The sequence below is a fragment of the Mesorhizobium sp. M7A.F.Ca.US.007.01.2.1 genome, assembly GCF_003998165.1.
Classification (GTDB): domain Bacteria; phylum Pseudomonadota; class Alphaproteobacteria; order Rhizobiales; family Rhizobiaceae; genus Mesorhizobium; species Mesorhizobium ciceri.
The window spans coordinates 20,176-37,833 of sequence record NZ_RZQP01000039.1 but is presented as its reverse complement, the minus strand read 5'-3'; the positions used below and the strand labels follow the sequence as shown (position 1 = coordinate 37,833).

20 protein-coding genes and 1 pseudogene are annotated in these 17,658 nt (G+C 61.7%); 18 read left to right on the top strand and 3 right to left on the bottom strand.

The window, feature by feature from the left end:
- From EN949_RS10270 to EN949_RS10255, 4 genes and pseudogenes are all read left to right on the top strand, one after another.
- Positions 1-279 (top strand): annotated as a pseudogene (locus EN949_RS10270) (hypothetical protein); the annotation flags it as partial.
- Between the two features lie 57 nt (positions 280-336).
- Positions 337-1,125 (top strand): ATP-binding cassette domain-containing protein, encoded by a 789-nt coding sequence (locus tag EN949_RS10265; protein ID WP_127366314.1) that lies wholly within the window; start codon positions 337-339, stop codon positions 1,123-1,125.
- A 35-nt stretch (positions 1,126-1,160) separates the two neighbouring features.
- A complete protein-coding gene (locus EN949_RS10260; RefSeq protein ID WP_050580490.1) occupies positions 1,161-1,997 on the top strand; it encodes an ABC transporter permease in 837 nt (278 codons plus the stop codon).
- A gap of 53 nt (positions 1,998-2,050) precedes the next feature.
- The gene (locus EN949_RS10255) at positions 2,051-2,626 is read left to right on the top strand and encodes a hypothetical protein (protein WP_244514294.1); all 576 of its coding nucleotides are present in this window, start codon (positions 2,051-2,053) and stop codon (positions 2,624-2,626) included.
- A gap of 16 nt (positions 2,627-2,642) precedes the next feature.
- Here the strand turns inward: EN949_RS10255 and EN949_RS10250 are convergent, their stop codons facing one another.
- Together EN949_RS10250 and EN949_RS10245 are read right to left on the bottom strand one after the other, a co-directional pair.
- Positions 2,643-2,843 (bottom strand): hypothetical protein, encoded by a 201-nt coding sequence (locus EN949_RS10250; protein WP_013532050.1) that lies wholly within the window; start codon positions 2,841-2,843, stop codon positions 2,643-2,645.
- 201 nt (positions 2,844-3,044) lie between these two features.
- Positions 3,045-3,983: a LysR family transcriptional regulator gene (locus EN949_RS10245; protein ID WP_013532051.1), complete on the bottom strand. Its 939-nt coding sequence runs from the start codon at positions 3,981-3,983 to the stop codon at positions 3,045-3,047.
- A 123-nt stretch (positions 3,984-4,106) separates the two neighbouring features.
- Between EN949_RS10245 and EN949_RS10240 the strand changes: the two genes are divergently transcribed.
- The 10 genes from EN949_RS10240 to gph are packed head-to-tail and all read left to right on the top strand — an operon-like array spanning position 4,107 to position 14,084.
- Entirely contained in the window at positions 4,107-5,153 is a 1,047-nt protein-coding gene (locus EN949_RS10240; protein WP_013532052.1) for a class 1 fructose-bisphosphatase, read from the top strand.
- Between the two features lie 8 nt (positions 5,154-5,161).
- Positions 5,162-6,034, top strand: coding sequence for a phosphoribulokinase (locus EN949_RS10235; protein WP_013532053.1), 873 nt, complete (start codon positions 5,162-5,164; stop codon positions 6,032-6,034).
- A 10-nt stretch (positions 6,035-6,044) separates the two neighbouring features.
- Positions 6,045-8,057: a transketolase gene (gene tkt, locus EN949_RS10230; protein WP_127367421.1), complete on the top strand. Its 2,013-nt coding sequence runs from the start codon at positions 6,045-6,047 to the stop codon at positions 8,055-8,057.
- An 11-nt stretch (positions 8,058-8,068) separates the two neighbouring features.
- Positions 8,069-9,148, top strand: a complete 1,080-nt coding sequence (gene fba, locus EN949_RS10225; protein ID WP_063167848.1) for a class II fructose-bisphosphate aldolase — start codon at positions 8,069-8,071, stop codon at positions 9,146-9,148.
- A 21-nt stretch (positions 9,149-9,169) separates the two neighbouring features.
- Entirely contained in the window at positions 9,170-10,663 is a 1,494-nt protein-coding gene (locus tag EN949_RS10220) for a ribulose-bisphosphate carboxylase large subunit (protein ID WP_013532056.1), read from the top strand.
- Between the two features lie 18 nt (positions 10,664-10,681).
- Entirely contained in the window at positions 10,682-11,116 is a 435-nt protein-coding gene (locus EN949_RS10215; protein ID WP_013532057.1) for a ribulose bisphosphate carboxylase small subunit, read from the top strand.
- A 7-nt stretch (positions 11,117-11,123) separates the two neighbouring features.
- Positions 11,124-12,062 (top strand): CbbX protein, encoded by a 939-nt coding sequence (gene cbbX / locus EN949_RS10210; RefSeq protein WP_013532058.1) that lies wholly within the window; start codon positions 11,124-11,126, stop codon positions 12,060-12,062.
- A gap of 58 nt (positions 12,063-12,120) precedes the next feature.
- Positions 12,121-12,807 carry a ribulose-phosphate 3-epimerase gene (gene rpe, locus EN949_RS10205; RefSeq protein ID WP_063167847.1) on the top strand — a complete coding sequence of 229 codons (687 nt, stop codon included), beginning with the start codon at positions 12,121-12,123 and terminating at the stop codon, positions 12,805-12,807.
- Between the two features lie 21 nt (positions 12,808-12,828).
- Positions 12,829-13,386 carry a thioredoxin family protein gene (locus tag EN949_RS10200; protein WP_013532060.1) on the top strand — a complete coding sequence of 186 codons (558 nt, stop codon included), beginning with the start codon at positions 12,829-12,831 and terminating at the stop codon, positions 13,384-13,386.
- Complete coding sequence (gene gph, locus EN949_RS10195; protein WP_127366960.1) at positions 13,383-14,084, top strand: phosphoglycolate phosphatase; 702 nt, start codon at positions 13,383-13,385, stop codon at positions 14,082-14,084. The genes EN949_RS10200 and gph overlap by 4 nt, the downstream gene beginning before the upstream one ends.
- 47 nt (positions 14,085-14,131) lie before the next feature.
- On the opposite strand, the gene EN949_RS10190 is transcribed toward gph, so the two are convergent.
- Positions 14,132-14,512, bottom strand: coding sequence for a cytochrome c family protein (locus EN949_RS10190; RefSeq protein WP_024504374.1), 381 nt, complete (start codon positions 14,510-14,512; stop codon positions 14,132-14,134).
- A 363-nt stretch (positions 14,513-14,875) separates the two neighbouring features.
- On the opposite strand from EN949_RS10190, the gene EN949_RS10185 reads away from it, so the two are divergent.
- From EN949_RS10185 to EN949_RS10170, 4 genes are read left to right on the top strand one after another with little or no spacing between them, the layout of a single operon-like run.
- Positions 14,876-15,085: a hypothetical protein gene (locus tag EN949_RS10185; protein ID WP_013532063.1), complete on the top strand. Its 210-nt coding sequence runs from the start codon at positions 14,876-14,878 to the stop codon at positions 15,083-15,085.
- Between the two features lie 33 nt (positions 15,086-15,118).
- Complete coding sequence (locus tag EN949_RS10180) at positions 15,119-16,105, top strand: ABC transporter substrate-binding protein (RefSeq protein WP_063167846.1); 987 nt, start codon at positions 15,119-15,121, stop codon at positions 16,103-16,105.
- On the top strand, positions 16,102-16,926 hold the full coding sequence (locus tag EN949_RS10175; protein ID WP_027162619.1) for an ABC transporter permease: 825 nt from the start codon (positions 16,102-16,104) through the stop codon (positions 16,924-16,926). The genes EN949_RS10180 and EN949_RS10175 overlap by 4 nt, the downstream gene beginning before the upstream one ends.
- A complete protein-coding gene (locus EN949_RS10170; RefSeq protein ID WP_013532066.1) occupies positions 16,895-17,635 on the top strand; it encodes an ATP-binding cassette domain-containing protein in 741 nt (246 codons plus the stop codon). The genes EN949_RS10175 and EN949_RS10170 overlap by 32 nt, the downstream gene beginning before the upstream one ends.
- Positions 17,636-17,658: the final 23 nt, after the last annotated feature.

Here is a 17,658-nt window from a genome sequence, read left to right as displayed (position 1 = left end):
GACTTCGAGCTGATCGCCGGCCAGGGCTATCGCTGGAAGATCACGTCCAAGGGCGGTTTCGAGTACAAGTTCGTGACCGATCTCTTCCGCAATGTCTGGATGGACCAGATCGTCATCAACGATTTGGAAGTGCATATGGACGGCGGACCGGCCTGGCTGGAATTCGACGACGCGGGAACGATCCAGGTGCAGTTCCATACCGTTCGCCCGGGCGAATATACCTGGTCGGTTCCCGACCTTGCCGACAAGGGACTGAAGGGCAAGATTACGATCAAGTAAGACAAAAGGCGATCAGGGGCGCCAATAGGCCAACGCGTCCTGAAGGAGCGATCCGGTATGCAGCATATGAGGACAAGCGGACCGGGAGACGAGGTGGTGGCGCTCGATGTCCGAGCCGTCAGCCATTCCTATGGCCAGAAGCGGGCGCTCAACGACGTCTCCTTCTCGATCGCGCCGGCGACTTTCACCGTTCTGCTCGGCCTCAACGGGGCCGGCAAGACGACGCTGTTCTCACTGATAAGCCACCTCTACGACACGCGTCACGGATCGATCCGCATCTTCAGCCATGACATTCGCCGCGCGTCCGGCGAAGCACTCAGGCGGGTCGGCATCGTGTTCCAGGCACGCACGCTCGATCTCGACCTCAGCGTCTACCAGAATCTCTCCTACCATGCCTCGTTGCATGGCATTGGCGGACGCGAAGCTCGCCAGCGCATTGCCGCGCTGCTGGAAACGGTCGACATGCAGGGCCGCCAGCATGACAAGGCACGCAGCCTCTCCGGCGGTCAGATGCGGCGCATCGAAATCGCCAGGGCGCTGCTGCACCGACCTTCCCTGCTCCTGCTTGACGAGGCGACCGTCGGCCTGGATATCGAATCTCGTGCGGGCATCCTCGCCACCATCCGCAAGCTCGTCCAAGCAGAGGGCATCGGCGTGCTCTGGGCCACGCATCTGATCGACGAAGTCGAAGACGCCGACCATGTCGTCATACTGCGGCGGGGTGACCTGGTCGCCAGCGGCAAGGTGTCGGATGTGATCCGTGCGAACGGCGGAAGTTCGATTCGCGAAACCTTTTCGAAGCTCAGCCGCGTCGATGCGGCGGGCATGACGGAGACGTCGCCATGAGCGCCCCTTCGATGCCCGGAAAGGTCGCCGGCATCATGCCGGTGCGGTCCGAGCCATTCGGCCTGCGCCACTATCTCATTTGCCTGAAAGGCGTCGTCCTGCGCGAGTGCCTGCGCTTCCTGCACCAGCGCGAACGCTTCATTTCCTCGCTGGTCCGGCCGCTGGTCTGGCTGTTCATCTTCGCGGCCGGCTTTCGCCAGGTGCTTGGCGTGTCGATCATCCCGCCCTACAAGACCTATGTGCTCTACGAGGTCTATATCACGCCGGGCCTTTGCGGCATGATCCTGCTGTTTTCCGGCATGCAGTCTTCACTGTCGATGGTCTACGACCGCGAGATGGGCAACATGCGCATCCTGCTGGTCAGCCCGTTTCCGCGCTGGTTCCTGCTGGTGTCGAAGATGCTGGCCGGTGTGGCCGTATCGATCGTGCAGGTCTACGCGTTCCTGATCGTTGCCTGGTTGTGGGGCGTCAAAGCGCCGCCACTCGGCTATCTCTATGTTCTGCCGGCACTGTTCCTGTCGGGCATGATGCTTTGCGCGCTCGGCATGCTCTTGTCTTCGCTGATCAAGCAGCTTGAAAACTTCGCCGGCATCATGAACTTCGTCATCTTTCCCGGCTATTTCGCGTCTCCGGCGCTGTATCCCTTGTGGCGCATCCAGGAGGCGAGCCCCCTGCTCTACAAGATCTGCCTCTGCAACCCGTTCACCTATGCCGTCGAACTGATCCGTTTTGCCTTCTACGGGCAGATCGAATGGCTGTCGCTGGGCGTCGTCGCCGGCTGCACGCTGCTGTTCCTGGGCGGCGCCATCATCGCATACGACCCTTCGCGCGGTTTGGTGATCCGCAAACAGGACATGGGAGGAAACGCCTGATGGCGCGAATGAGACTTGTTCACACTCTGGTTCTGGTCACCACGCTTGCGTCGATGGAGGGCGCCGCCGCGGCAAACACCGATCCCGACTGGCCCTGCATGCAGCGTAAGGTGCCACAGCTCTCGCTTGGCCAGATCTGGAATGGGCCGGAGCTTCCGGCGACCGCGAAGGATTGGGCGAAGGATCCAGGCGTGTCGGCGCTTGTCGATGCTGTGGCGGCCCGGCGGACGCCGATTGCACAAGCCCAGAAGGAGATCAAGGATTTCGCGACTTCCCTACCGCCCGAGCAGGTCGCAACCAAAATGACGATGCTGGTGCAGGGAATGTTCGATCACATGGACGCCGAGCGTTCGCACGTGATCTCCGGCATCTCCCGCTATGCCCACAAACAGCTGGAAATGGCGGCACAGTTGCGCAAGGAAGCATCCGAAGTGGACGCGCTGCGCGCCAAGGCCGATGCGGATCCGGACGAAGTAGAACGGCGAACCGATCAACTGAATTTCGCGACGCGAATTTTCAACGAACGCGTCCAGTCGCTGACTTATGTCTGCGATGTGCCGACGATAATCGAGCAGCGGCTTTACCAGTTGTCGAAGACTGTCTCGGAAACGCTCATCGTGAAGAAATAGACCTTGGCCGCCTGTCTCACGACTCTCTGCCAGGCAGCACACGCCAGCGCTGCACGAAATAACCGGGATGCGTCTCGATCCACCTTGCCACCAGCGGCTGCGCCTGCATGAAGGCAGTCCCGGGATTCATCGCCAGACCGTCTACCATTTCCTCGCGTTGTTCGCAGGTCCGCGGTCCATCCGTCAGGCAGACCATCATAACGAGTGTGTAAAGCATTACCCCTTTTCCCCATCGAATTCCCGAACCCATACCCGGGAGAGTTCCGAACAGTCTGCAGGGGTTGCACATACAGATCGCTTACGGTGTGAAAGGACGTGGCCCCCGCTCTTTCGCACTGCAACATAACATATCGCTTATATAATACCAACGAGCGCGGGCGTTCTCCACCGGACTTTCATCCGTTGCGCTCGTGCAGTGTCATCCAGCCTTGTCTGGATACAGCTTTCCGAAAAGGGGCAGGTACATTGCGCCCTTGCGCATCAGGAAATCGTTGAATGTGGCCATCGCCGGCGAGATTGCGTGATCGGTTCGCATCACCGAGAACCATTGTCGGCGGATCGGCATGCCGACAACGTCGAGGATGACAAGCCGGCCTGCCTCGGTTTCCGCAGCGATGGTGTGAGCAGAGATGAAGGCGATGCCCAGACCAGCCATCACCGCCTGCTTGATCGTTTCGTTCGAGGCCATCTCGACACCGAGGTCGTCGATGCGCCCAGGCACGTCGCTCAGGAATATTTCCAACGAGATACGGGTTCCGGAGCCGGGCTCGCGAATAAGGAAATGCTCCTCGGCAATCCGCTCCTTGGAGATATCGCGCGCCGCCACCAAGGGATGGTCGGGCGGCGCGATGATGACCAGCGGATGATCACCGAAGACCGAAGCACGCACCGGAACCTCTTTCGCCGGACGCCCCATCAGCGCGATATCGATGTCGTGGTTCCTGAGGTTGTCGATCGTCTGGGCACGATTGCCGATGGCAAGCCGCATGTCGATGTCGGGATGGTCCTTCATGAACGCAGCCATCAGCCGCGGCGCGAAATATTTGGCTGTGGAAACGACGCCGAGCCTCAAGCTGCCGGTGCGTACGCCCTTGATGGCATCCATCTTGTCTTCGAGCAAACCGAGATGCTCCTCGATAACCTGCGCTGTCTCGACGAAAGCCAGACCTGCGGCAGTGGGACGCATGCCGTCCGACGTTCGGTCGAACAGAGCCAGCTGGAATTCTTCCTCCACTTGTCGCAGTTGGATTGTCAGCGCTGGAGGAGACAGGCCTAACATCTTGGCTGCGCTGACAATTTTGCCGCACTTGATGATTGCCTGGACGGTCTTGAAATGCTTGAGCGTGAGGTTTCTCATGTCGCATACTAAGTTATTTTTACTGACCAGGTAAAGTTATTGAATTTTACTTATCGTGTGACGTTTGTTTCCATTCCTCCAGTCCAGCCGCTCCGAGGAGATGCGGCCGGAGGGGAGGTTACGATGCCAGCGGCAACGCTCGACGCTTTTCTGAACTCCTATCTCGGCCAGCCAGACGAATTCCGCTCGGCCGTTGTGACGACCGTCCGTCAGTTGACACAGGCCGCCATCAAGGTCCGCAACACCATCAACCAAGGGGTGCTCGGCGCCGCCTTTGCCGAGACCCGTGGCGCCAATGCCGACGGCGACGTCCAGAAGGATCTCGACGTCTTCTCCGACGACATCTTCCTCGACGCCATGCGCCGTGCGCCGGTGGCGCTTTACGCCTCCGAGGAGCTGGAGCAGCCAGTCCTGCTCGACAGGCAAGCGCCACTCGCCATTGCGATCGACCCGCTCGACGGCTCTTCCAACATCGACACCAACGTGTCGATCGGAACGATCTTCTCGCTCCTGACCGCAACTGGCGCGCCGGACGCTGATCCGGCCGCCTCTTTCTTGCAGGCGGGCGTGAACCAGCTAGGCGCCGGTTTCTTCATCTATGGGCCGCAGCTGGCACTCGTCCTGTCGCTCGGCAGCGGCACGCATGTCTTCGTCTTCTCGACAAGGCTCGGCACCTTCGTCCAGGCCTATGAAAGCCGGATCATTCCGCAACGCACTCAGGAGTTCGCCATCAACGCCGCCAACTACCGGCACTGGGACGAGGCTGTGCGGCTCTATGTCGACGACTGCCTGGAGGGCACCGAAGGACCGCGCGAGAAGGATTTCAACATGCGCTGGATCGCCTCTCTGGTCGCCGACTGTTACCGCATATTGATGCGCGGCGGCGTTTTTCTCTACCCCGGCGATCGGCGCAAGGGCTATGGTCAGGGACGGCTGCGCCTCGTCTACGAGGCCAACCCGATCGCCTATCTCATAGAGCAGGCTGGTGGTGCCGCCACCGACGCGATCACCCGCATCCTGGAAATCGAGCCCGAGAGCCTGCATCAGCGCGTGCCGATGATCTTCGGGTCGGCGCGGGAAGTCGCGCGCATCACGCGCTACCACACAGAGCCGAGCAACATCGGTGAGCGTGCGCCGCTGTTCAGCCGCCGCGGCCTGTTCAGAGCCTGAGCTGCACCATGTCAGCCAAGCACCCCATCATCACCATCACCGGGTCGTCGGGCGCCGGCACGACCTCGGTCAAGCGCATCTTCGAGCTGATTTTCCGGCGCGAGAACATCGAGGCCGCTTTCATCGAAGGCGACGCATTTCACCGCTACGACCGCGCGGCGATGAAGGCAAAGGTGGCCGAGGAGGAAAAGGCCGGCAACCCGAACTTCACCCATTTCAATGCCGCGGCCAACGAACTCGGAATTCTCGAAGAGGTGTTCGCGGAATATGGCCGTCGCGGAACCGGCAAGACCCGCACCTACATTCATGATGAGGAAGAGGAAAAGCAGCACGGCACGCCACCGGGAACCTTTACCGAATGGCGCGAATTCGCTCCCAGCGACCTGCTCTTCTACGAGGGGCTGCACGGCTGTGTCGTCACCGACACGATCAATCTGGCCAAGCATGCGGATCTCAAGATCGGCGTCGTGCCGGTCATCAATCTCGAATGGATCCAGAAGATCCATCGCGACCGTTCGACACGCGGCTATTCCACCGAGGCGGTGATGGACGTGATCCTGCGCCGGATGCCCGACTATGTCCGCTACATTGTCCCGCAATTCTCGCAGACCGCCATCAACTTCCAGCGCGTGCCGATCGTCGATACGTCCAACCCGTTCATCGCGCGCTGGATTCCGACACCCGACGAATCGATGCTGGTTATCCGCTTCGCCAATCCGCGCGGCATCGATTTTCCGTATCTGCTGTCGATGATCCACGACTCGTTCATGTCGCGGCCAAATTCCATCGTGGTGCCAGGCAACAAGCTCGATCTTGCCATGCAGCTGATCCTGACGCCGCTCATCCTGCAATTGGTTGAACGCAAGAGCCGTGTGTCGTGAGGAGGATGCAATGACCAGCCAAACAGCACTGAAGCCCGTCACCACAACCGCTCTCGTCTCTGAGCGCGACATGGCGAACGCCATTCGCGCGCTGGCGATGGACAGCGTCCAAAAGGCGAATTCGGGTCATCCCGGCATGCCGATGGGCATGGCCGATGTCGCAACGGTGCTGTTCAACCGCTTCATCAATATCGATCCGTCGAGACCGGACTGGCCCGACCGTGACCGTTTCGTGCTTTCAGCCGGCCACGGCTCGATGCTGCAGTACGCGCTGCATCATCTGCTCGGCTACGAAGACATGCAGGTCGAGGAATTGCAGCGATTTCGGCAGCTGGGCAGCCGCACCGCCGGACATCCGGAATACGGCCATGCGCTTGGCGTGGAGACCACCACCGGACCGCTTGGACAGGGCATTTCCACGGCGGTCGGCATGGCGCTGGCGGAACGCATGCTTGCCGCCCGCTACGGTGCCGATCTGGTCGATCATCATACCTATGTGATTGCGGGCGACGGCTGCCTTCAGGAGGGAATCAGTCACGAGGCGATAGATCTCGCTGGTCACCTGAAGCTTTCCCGCCTGATTGTCTTCTGGGACGACAATGCGATTTCCATTGACGGGCCGACCTCCCTCTCCACGTCGATGGACCAGCCGGCGCGCTTCAAGGCCGCCGGCTGGGATGTCCAAAGTGTCGCCGGGCACGACATGGCAGCAGTCGCCGCGGCAATCGAGGCGGCGCGGCGGTCGGATCGGCCATCGCTGATTGCCTGCCGCACAGTGATCGGCATGGGTGCCCCCAATCTCGGCGGTTCGGAAAAGACGCACGGCGCACCGCTGGGTGAAGCAGAGATCGCCGCGACACGCGAAAACATCGGCTGGGCCAACGCGCCGTTCGAGGTGCCGGATGATATCCTTTTCGCCTGGCGCGAGATTGCCGGTCGCGGCGAAGCGATGCGGCGCGCCTGGGAGCAGCGGCTTGCCGCCTCGCCGCGACGCGAGGCTTTTGAAAACGCCGTCGCCGCCGAACTGGCCGACACGGTCTTCGACGCGCTCGAAGCCTTTCGTCGCGAACATGTCGAGAAGGCAACCAAGGTGGCGACGCGAAAAGCCTCCGAAATGGTGCTGGAGGCCATCAACGGCGCAACGGAATTGACCGTCGGCGGCTCGGCCGATCTGACGCACTCGAATCTGACGATCACCAAGGGCATGAACCGCATTGCGCCGAGTGACTATGCCGGCCGCTACATTCACTACGGCATTCGTGAACACGGCATGGCGGCCGCCATGAACGGCATCGCGCTGCATGGAGGGTTCGTGCCCTATGGCGGTACGTTCCTGTGCTTCGCCGATTATGCGCGCGGCGCGATGCGGCTCTCGGCGCTCATGGGCCAGCGCGTCATCTATGTGATGACACACGATTCCATCGGCCTCGGCGAGGACGGCCCGACGCACCAGCCGGTCGAGCACCTGGCGATGCTGCGTGCCACGCCCAATCTCAACGTCTTCCGTCCGGCGGATGTCATCGAAACGGCGGAGTGCTGGGAACTCGCGCTGAAGAGCAAGGATCGGCCGAGCGTGCTGGTGCTGTCGCGCCAGAACCTGCCGATGCTGCGTCGGTCGCACAGTGACGAGAACCGCTCCCGCCAGGGTGCCTACGTCCTGCGCGAACCAGCCGAGCACCGTGCCGTCACCCTGATCGCCACCGGCTCGGAGGTCGAGATCGCGGTTGCTGCCGCCGAAAGGCTGGAGACCGAGCATGGCGTCGCCGCCGCCGTCGTGTCGATGCCGTGCTGGGAGCTTTTCGAGGAGCAGGAAAGCGCCACCCGCAAGGCCGTCCTCGGCTCGGCGCCGCGCGTCGCGGTCGAAGCGGCAGCCCGGCTGGGCTGGGACCGCTGGATCGGCGAGACCGGCGCTTTCGTCGGCATGACCGGCTTCGGCGCCAGCGCCCCTGCCCCCGACCTCTACCGGCATTTCAACATAACGTCCGAAGCGGTTGCTGCAGCGGCGCTGAAGCTCATCATCTAGGAGGATTCACAATGGCTCGCATCACCCTTCGCCAGCTTCTCGACCATGCCGCCGAGCACGGCTACGGCGTACCGGCATTCAACATCAACAACATGGAACAGGGCCTCGCCATCATGGAAGCGGCCAAGGCCTGCGACGCGCCTGTCATCATCCAGGCTTCGCGTGGCGCCCGGACCTATGCCAACGACATCATGCTGGCCAAGATGATGGAGGCGCTGACCGAAATCCACCCAACCATCCCGCTATGCATCCATCAAGACCACGGCAACAGCGAGGCCACCTGCCTTTCCGCGATCCGCCACGGCTTCACCTCGGTGATGATGGACGGATCCTTGATGGCGGACGCCAAGACGCCGGCAAGCTACGACTACAACGTCGCCATAACCGAACGCGTCGCACGTATGGCGCATTGGGTCGGCGCTTCCGTCGAAGGCGAACTGGGCGTGCTCGGCTCGCTGGAAACCGGCCAAGGCGAGGCCGAGGATGGCCACGGCGCCGAGGGCGCGCTCTCCCACGACCAGCTCCTGACCGATCCCGATCAGGCGGTCGACTTCGTGACCGCAACCCAAGTCGACGCGCTGGCGATTGCCTGCGGCACCTCGCACGGTGCCTACAAATTCACCCGCAAGCCGGACGGCGACATCCTGGCCATGCAGGTGATCGAGGCGATCCACGAGAAGCTGCCCAACACGCATCTGGTCATGCACGGCTCTTCCTCTGTGCCGCAGGAGTTGCAGGACATCATCAACAGATACGGCGGCGAGATGCCCCAGACTTTTGGCGTCCCGGTCGAGGAGATCGAGCGCGGCATCCGCTACGGCGTGCGCAAGGTCAATATCGACACCGATTGCCGCATGGCCATGGCCGGGCAGTTCCGCCGCGTCGCGACGGAAGACCCGCGCGAGTTCGATCCCCGCAAATTCCTGAAGCCCGCCATGGATGCCTTGCGCGACCTTTGCCGGGACCGCTTCGAGCGTTTCGGTACGGCGTCCAACGCCTCGAAGATCAAGGTCATCGCCATGGACGAGATGGCGAAACGTTACGCCGCGGGAAAACTCGACCCCCAAATCGCAACCGCGAAAGCCGCCTGAGCAACAAACAGGAGACCTGTCATGAACAAGATCGACATACTGCCAGCGGGGACGCTCAAGGAAGGCAAGGAGCGCTACAAGTCAGGGGTCATCCCCTACAAGAAGATGGGCTACTGGGAGCCTGACTACAGGCCCAAGGAAACCGATCTGATCGCCATGTTCCGGATCACGCCGCAACCCGGTGTCGACCACGAGGAGGCGGCAGCCGCCATCGCCGGTGAATCCTCCACCGCGACGTGGACCGTGGTGTGGACCGACCGGCTGACAGCTTGCGAGCTCTATCGCGCCAAGGCGTTCAGATCCGAGCCGGTGCCGAACACCGGTCCCGGAACCAAGACCGAGCAACAGTACTTCGCCTACATCGCCTACGACCTCGACCTGTTCGAGCCGGGCTCGATCGCCAACCTGACCGCATCGATCATCGGCAATGTGTTCGGCTTCAAGGCAGTCAAGGCGTTGCGGCTGGAAGACATGCGTATCCCGGTGGCGTATCTCAAAACCTTCCAGGGGCCGGCGACCGGCATCGTGGTGGAGCGTGAGCGGCTCGACAAGTTCGGCCGGCCGCTGCTCGGCGCAACGACGAAGCCGAAGCTCGGCCTGTCAGGACGCAATTACGGGCGCGTCGTTTATGAAGCGCTGAAGGGCGGCCTCGACTTCGTCAAGGACGACGAGAATATCAACTCGCAGCCCTTCATGCATTGGCGCGACCGCTTCCTCTACTGCATGGAGGCCGTGAACAAGGCGTCGGCCGCCACCGGCGAGGTCAAGGGCCATTATCTCAACGTCACCGCCGGCACGATGGAGGAGATGTACGAGCGCGCCGAATTCGCCAAGCAACTTGGCTCCTGCATTGTGATGATCGATCTGGTCATCGGCTACACGGCGATCCAGTCGATGGCCAAGTGGGCACGCCGCAACGACATGATCCTGCACCTGCACCGTGCCGGCAACTCGACCTATTCGCGCCAGAAGAACCACGGCATGAATTTCCGCGTCATCTGCAAATGGATGCGCATGGCCGGCGTCGACCACATCCATGCCGGCACGGTGGTCGGCAAGCTGGAAGGCGACCCGCTCATGATCAAGGGATTTTATGACACGCTGCGCGAGGAGCGCACGCCGCAGAACCTCGAAACCGGGCTGTTCTTCGATCAGGAATGGGCCTCGCTCAACAAGGTGATGCCCGTTGCCTCGGGCGGCATCCATGCCGGCCAGATGCACCAGTTGATCCACTATCTCGGCGAGGACGTCATCCTGCAGTTCGGCGGCGGCACGATCGGCCATCCGGACGGTATCCAGGCAGGCGCGACGGCCAATCGCGTCGCCTTGGAAGCGATGATCCTGGCCCGCAACGAGGGGCGCGATTATTTGCGCGAAGGGACCAAGATCCTCGAACAGGCGGCCAGATGGTGCACGCCGCTGAAGGCTGCCCTGGAGACCTGGAAGGACGTCACCTTCAACTACGAATCGACCGACACGGCCGACTTCGTGCCAACCGCAACGCCCAGCTTCTAGACGAAAGGAACCGTCGTCATGATGACCAATCCGGGAAACAAGGTCACACAGGGGCAGTTCTCGTTCCTGCCCGACCTGACCGACGAGCAGATTTCGGCGCAGATCAAATACGCGCTGAAGAACCATTGGGCGGTCAGCGTCGAGTACACGGACGATCCGCATCCGCGAAACACCTATTGGGAAATGTACGGCAACCCCATGTTCGACTTGAAAGATCCGGCGGGCATACTGCTCGAGGTCAATGCTTGCCGGAAAGCCTGTCCGAACATGTATGTGCGGGTAACCGCCTTCGATTCGACCAAAGGCTGGGAAGCGCCGCGCATGTCGTTCATTGTCAACCGGCCGCCCAGCGAACCCGGGTTCCGGCTGCTGCGCCAGGAGCGTGACGGCCGCAGCCAGGGTTATTCGATCGTGCCTTATGCGACCGACAGGCCCGAAGGCGAGCGGAGCTAGCCGAACCATGCTGAACGCGATGACAAAGGACGCTGCCGCACAAGACGCGACGGTTGATCTGCAGGCCGAGTTCGAGGCGTCCAACATCGACGAGGTGATGGACAAGCTCGACCGAGAACTCGTTGGCCTGAAGCCGGTCAAGACCCGCATCCGCGAGATCGCCGCCCTCCTCCTGGTCGACCGGCTTCGCCGCAGGTTCGGACTGACATCGGGCGCGCCGACGCTGCACATGAATTTCACGGGAAATCCTGGCACCGGAAAGACCACGGTGGCGCTGAGGATGGCCGAAATCCTGCATCGTCTGGGTTATGTCCGCGAAGGCCACATGGTCGCCGTGACTCGCGACGATCTCGTCGGCCAGTATGTGGGCCACACCGCGCCCAAGACCCGCGAGGTGATCAAGCGTGCCATGGGCGGCGTGCTTTTCATCGACGAGGCCTACTATCTCTACAAGCCAGAGAACGAACGCGACTACGGCCAGGAATCGATCGAAATCCTGCTGCAGTGCATGGAGAACAACCGTGACGATCTGGTTGTGATCCTTGCCGGCTACAAGAACAAGATGGACCGCTTCTTCGACAGCAATCCCGGCATGCGTTCGCGCATCGCCCACCACCTCGATTTCCCTGACTATGGCGTCAGCGAACTGAAATCGATCGCCGAGATTATGCTCGCGGAGCAGAATTATCGCCTCAGCGAGGCGGCGTCCCAGGCGCTCGAAGAGTATCTTCCGATCCGCATGAGGCTGCCGCATTTCTCCAACGCGCGTTCGGTTCGCAATGGGCTCGACCGGGCGCGGCTGCGGCAGGCCAACCGGCTTTTCGCATCGCGCAGCCGGGTGTTGACCAAGGCCGATCTTATCACCATCGAGGAATCCGACATTCGCGGCAGCCGCGTGTTCGCGGAAGGGAAACTGGAAGGCGAACCGGAGACGAAGATGCGCTGACACGACGAAGCGGCCGGCGCAGCGACCAACACCGCAGACAGAATTGGAGACGACGACCATGGTCACCGGGACAATCATCGCACCCTCCGTGCTTTCCGCGGATTTCTCGCGGCTCGGCGACGAGGTCGAAGCTGTCGTGCGGGCGGGTGCCGACTGGATCCATCTCGACGTGATGGACGGCCACTTCGTGCCCAACATCACCTTCGGTCCGCCGGTGATCAAGGCGATCCGCGACCGAACGGACAAAATCTTCGACTGCCATCTGATGATCGCGCCGGCCGACCCCTATCTGGCCGCCTTCGCCGACGCCGGTTGCGACATCATCACGGTGCATGCAGAGGCCGGGCCGCATCTCGATCGTTCCCTGCAGGCGATCAAAAATCTCGGCAAGAAGGCCGGCGTATCGCTGAATCCTTCGACGCCGGAGAGCGTCATCGAATATGTGCTCGACAGGCTCGATCTGGTGCTTCTGATGACGGTCAATCCAGGCTTCGGCGGCCAGGCCTTCATTTCCGCGGTCATCGAGAAGATCAGGCGAATCAAGGCATTGGTTGGCCACCGCCCGATTGACATCGAAATCGATGGCGGCGTCACGGCCGAAACCGCCCCGCTGGTCGCCGCGGCCGGCGCCAATGTGCTGGTCGCCGGGTCGGCCGTGTTCAAGGGGGGCACCGAGGCGGCCTACCGCGCCAACATTGGAACCATCCGACAGGCGGCCGACGGTGCGATCCGGAAAGCCGCGTAAACCATTTCATCGGAGGCAAGCATGGCGGCCGTTCCCCCTGTCTGCGATTTCGGCTGGCGCGCGATCGATGCCGTTTTGCCCGGCGTCGACGGCAGGTCGCATTCGATCCTCAGCCAGGCCGGCCCGAACGGCCTGGTCGTGGCCTTCATCTGCAATCACTGCCCTTATGTGAAGGCGGTGATTTCACGTATCGTGCGCGATGCCAACGACCTCAAGGCCGAAGGTATCGGCTTTGTCGCAATCAACTCGAACGATGCCGACACCTACCCGGAGGATTCCTTCGACCAAATGAAGCTCTTCGCCACGACGAACGGCTTCAGCTTCCCTTACCTGCACGACCAGCGCCAAACTGTAGCGCGCGATTACGTGGCGGTGTGCACTCCCGATTTCTTCGGGTTCAACAGCGAGTTGGGATTGCAATATCGCGGTCGGCTGGACGCCTCGCGACGAGAAGCCGGAGCGCCCGGGCTGAGACGCGATCTGTTCGAGGCGATGAAGCAGGTTGCCCGAACCGGCGACGGGCCGCTGGACCAGGTCGCCTCGATCGGCTGCTCGATCAAGTGGAAGGATGACGCATGAACGTCGGCGCAGGTAGGCCGCTTCGATCGCCGAAGGCGATCCTGTTCGACCTCGACGGCACGCTGGTCGACTCGGCACCGGACATAGCGGCCGCCGTCAACGAATTGCTGGCCAGCCGCGATCTGCCGCCGCTGCGCCTGGACCGGGTCAAGGCCATGATCGGCGGCGGTGTCAGGAAACTGATCGAGCGAGCCTTCGCGGCATCGGGAGCGCCACTGCTCGGCAACGCTCTCGATGAGGCAAACCGCGTCATGGCGCCTATCTACCGCCGGCACCTGACCGGCCTGACAAGGCTGATGCCTGGCGTCAGGGAGGCCCTCACCCACTTTCATTTGAGCGGAGTAAGCATGGGGGTGGCAACCAACAAACCGCAGTTGGCGACCCGCGAAATCCTGCTTCATTTCGGATTGACGGAATATTTCGGTGCGATCGTCGGCGGAGACGCGGTGACATACCTGAAACCGGCGCCCGATGCCCTGCTGCTGGCGTTGGCACAACTAGGCGTCGACCCGGGTGACGCGCTGCTGGTCGGAGACAGTGGCGCTGACCTGGGCGCCGCACGCGCCGCCGGCATGCCCGTCATTCTGCTGCGTGGCGGCTACAGCCACATTCCGGTGGAAGAGCTTGGCGCCGATCTTGTTTGCGACAGCCTTTTCGATCTGCCTTCGGCAATGCAGGGGCTGCAAGCCGATGCGTGATCGAGGCGAACGCCGGCCGAACGCAAGTTCGAACGGCCGGCGGCGCGCTATTTCGAGAATTGCTTCAGATAGGCGATGACATTGGCGATGTCTTCGTCCTGTTTGAGGCCGACAAACGCCATCTTTGTTCCTTTGACCATGGCCTTGGGATCGTGAAGGTAAGTCTTCAGCGTGGGTTCATCCCATTTGACGCCGGACTTGCCTGCCGCGACCATCGCCTGAGAATAGCTGAACCCCGGGTGCGTGCCGGCTGTTCGGCCGATGACGCCGTTCAACGACGGGCCGACCTTGTTCTTGTCCTGGTCGGCGACATGGCAGACCTTGCATTTGGCGAAGACCTTCTCACCCGCCGCCGCGTCCTGTGCCTGGGATTGGCTCGCGATGAAGGGCACAACGGACATGACTGCGAAAAATGCGATTGCGCGCATGGTATTTCCTCATTGATCGTCTGGGTGCCCTGGACGATTTGTGCATGCCGATCCTTTGATCCGTCGGCATGCGCCTTACGCGGTGGCGTGGAAATTCCGCTTCTCCCGTGGAGCCGCGCCACGTCACCTGGAAGCTAATCGGCATGTTGTGAAAGTCAATCGTACAAAGGTTTAGAGGCCTGGGTGCTCAAGGATCCTGTCCATTCGTCTTTGTTGACGGCTATTGGGCGAGCGCGTAGCTTGACCTCATTCCGGTTTCTCCATTGGCACCTTGAGAAATCCGGCAAGTGGCGGTTTTGTCCTGGCTCCTGGTTGGGCTGGACTCGCCGAGATGGGCGTTTGGGAACGCGCAAGAGGTGCTGAATGGACATGGTCGATCTCATATTGACGGTTTGCCTCAGCGCCAATCCGAGCAATTGCCGAGACGAACATCTCTATTTCGAGAGCCGCGGCACCCTGTTCCAATGCATGTTCCTTGCCCCCAGCGAAATCGCGAAATGGTCTCAAGAACACCCGACCCTCAAGGTCATGCGCTGGAAATGCGCATTTCCGAGCAAGGAACGAGCCATCTGATTTGGCAGCGCGGAACCCTGGGGAGGAGGTGTCATGATGGTTTCACGGCGCATGACGTTGCGTCTGGCGGTTCTCGGGACAGCCGCTGTTCTTGCTACCAGGCCAGCCGTTGCGGCAGCCAGGATTCGCCTCGGTGTGCTGAAGTTTGGAACCGTGAGTTGGGAACTCGATACGCTACGGCAGCACAAGTTCGATGCCGCGAACGGGATCGATCTGGAGATCATCGACTTCGCCGGCGAGGATGCAACCAACGTCGCGATGCAGGCTGGCGCGATCGACATGATCGTTTCCGACTGGCTGTGGGTCTCGCGCCAGCGCTCCGAAGGCGGCGACCTCACATTGTTCCCCTATTCCACCGCCGTGGGCGCGATCATGGTGAAGGAGGGTTCACCGATCCGGACGGTCGCCGATCTCAAGGACAAGAAGATCGGCGTCGCCGGCGGCCCGCTCGACAAGAGTTGGCTGCTGATACAAGCGCTGACCAGACGCGATCTCGGCGTCGACCTGTCGGCAACCAGCGACATCGTCTTTGGCGCGCCGCCGCTGATTTCGGAAAAGGCGATACAGGGCGAACTCGATGCAGTGCTGAATTTCTGGCATTTTTGCGCCCGTCTCGAGGCCAATGGCTTCCGTCGATTGATCGGCGTGAATGACGCGGCAAAGACGCTTGGGGCTCTGGGACCCGTGTCGGCGCTCGGTTACGTCTTCCATGACCAATGGGCGAACGAGAACCCCGATGCCGTCAGGGGGTTCGTGAGGGCGTCCGCGCAAGCCAAAGACTTGCTGGCCAGATCCGATGACGAATGGCTGCGTCTGGCGCCGATCATTCGCGCGGAAGGCAAGGAACTGGAAAAACTGCGCGATCGCTATCGTCAGGGCATTCCCAGACGGTCGGTCGCCGAGGAAGCGGCTGACGCCGGCAGGCTATACCATGTGCTGGCGGCGATCGGCGGCGCGAAGCTGGTCGGCAGCGCGGCGGAGATGGCGCCCGGCACATTCTGGCAGGAACCCTGGAAATGACCGCATCGGAAACCGACGGCACGCGTGATGCCCCGCCGAGCATGTCCGGCCGACGCAGCCTGGCGACGGCACTGGCGCCCGCGCTGACCGTAGCGGTTTCCCTGCTCGGGCTTTGCCTGCTGTGGAACCTTGCGGCAGGCGTCTGGCCAAGCCGTGCCTTTCCAGGACCTGGGCAGGTCTGGCAGGTGCTTCTCAGGGAGGCTGCGAGCGGCGACCTCTTTTACCATCTCGGCGTGACCCTCGGCCGGGTCGCCGCAGCATATATCGTCGCAATGATCATCGGATCCGTCATCGGCGTTTTGCTCGGCAGCTATCGTCGCGTCGACCGTTTTTTCAACCCGTGGGTGATCCTGTTCCTCAACATCCCGGCGCTGGTGGTCATCGTCCTCGGCTACATCTGGTTCGGCCTCAACGAGGCGGCGGCGATCGGCGCGGTGGCGGTGAACAAGATCCCGAATGTCGTGGTGACGATGCGTGAAGGCGCCAGGACGCTTGATCCAAGTTATGCCGAGATGGCCACCGTCTATCGCTTCGGCCGCCTTGATCGCATCCGCCATATCCTGCTGCCGCAATTGCAGCCCTATCTTGCCGCCGCGTCGCGATCCGGCATCGCCCTCATCTGGAAGATCGTCCTGGTCGTCGAACTGCTCGGCCGCTCGAACGGTGTCGGCTTCCAGATCCATCTCTATTTCCAGCTTTTCGATGTCGCCGCCATTCTTGCCTACACGCTGGCTTTCGTGGCGGTGATGCTTGTCATTGAACTTCTCCTGGTGCAGCCCGTTGAACGACATGCAACCCGTTGGCGCCGTCGTCCCGCTTAAGGTCGACATCGCCGAAAAGACCTTCAGGTCCGCGCGAGGCGTCTCGATCACGGCGCTTCAGGACCTTTCCTTCGAGGTCCGGCAAGGCGAATTCGCCTGCTTGCTTGGACCGTCGGGCTGCGGCAAGACCACGACGCTGCGTATCCTGCTTGGCTTGGACAAAGACTTTTCCGGCTCCTTCCAGTTGCCGCAAGGAGGTTCGAACCGCATCGCCGCCGTATTCCAGGAACCGACCCTGCTGCCGTGGCGAACGGTGGAGCAGAATGTCAGGCTGGCGTTGCCGAAAAGCTTGAGGGCGAAAAATCTCGACGGGCTGTTCGACACGCTCGGCCTCGCGGCCATGCGCTCGCTCTATCCTGCCGAACTGTCGCTCGGCCTTGCGCGCAGGGCAGCACTTGCCAGGGCTTTCGCCACGGAGCCGGCGGTGCTTTTCCTGGACGAACCCTTTGTCTCGCTCGACGAACAGACCGCCGAGCGGCTTCGGCATCTGCTTTTGACCGTGTGGTCGGCACGGCCCACGACCGCCTTGATGGTGACCCACAATCTACGCGAGGCACTGATGCTCTCGGACCGCATCATCGTGCTCGCGCCGCGGCCAACCCATGTGCTCGGCGTGTTCGACGTACGGTTGCCACGGCAACATCGCAATTCGCAGGTGATGAGCGACCTTCTGCGGTCGTTCCATCATAGATTTCCGGACGTCACCTGATCGCCTGCAGGTGAAATGCATAT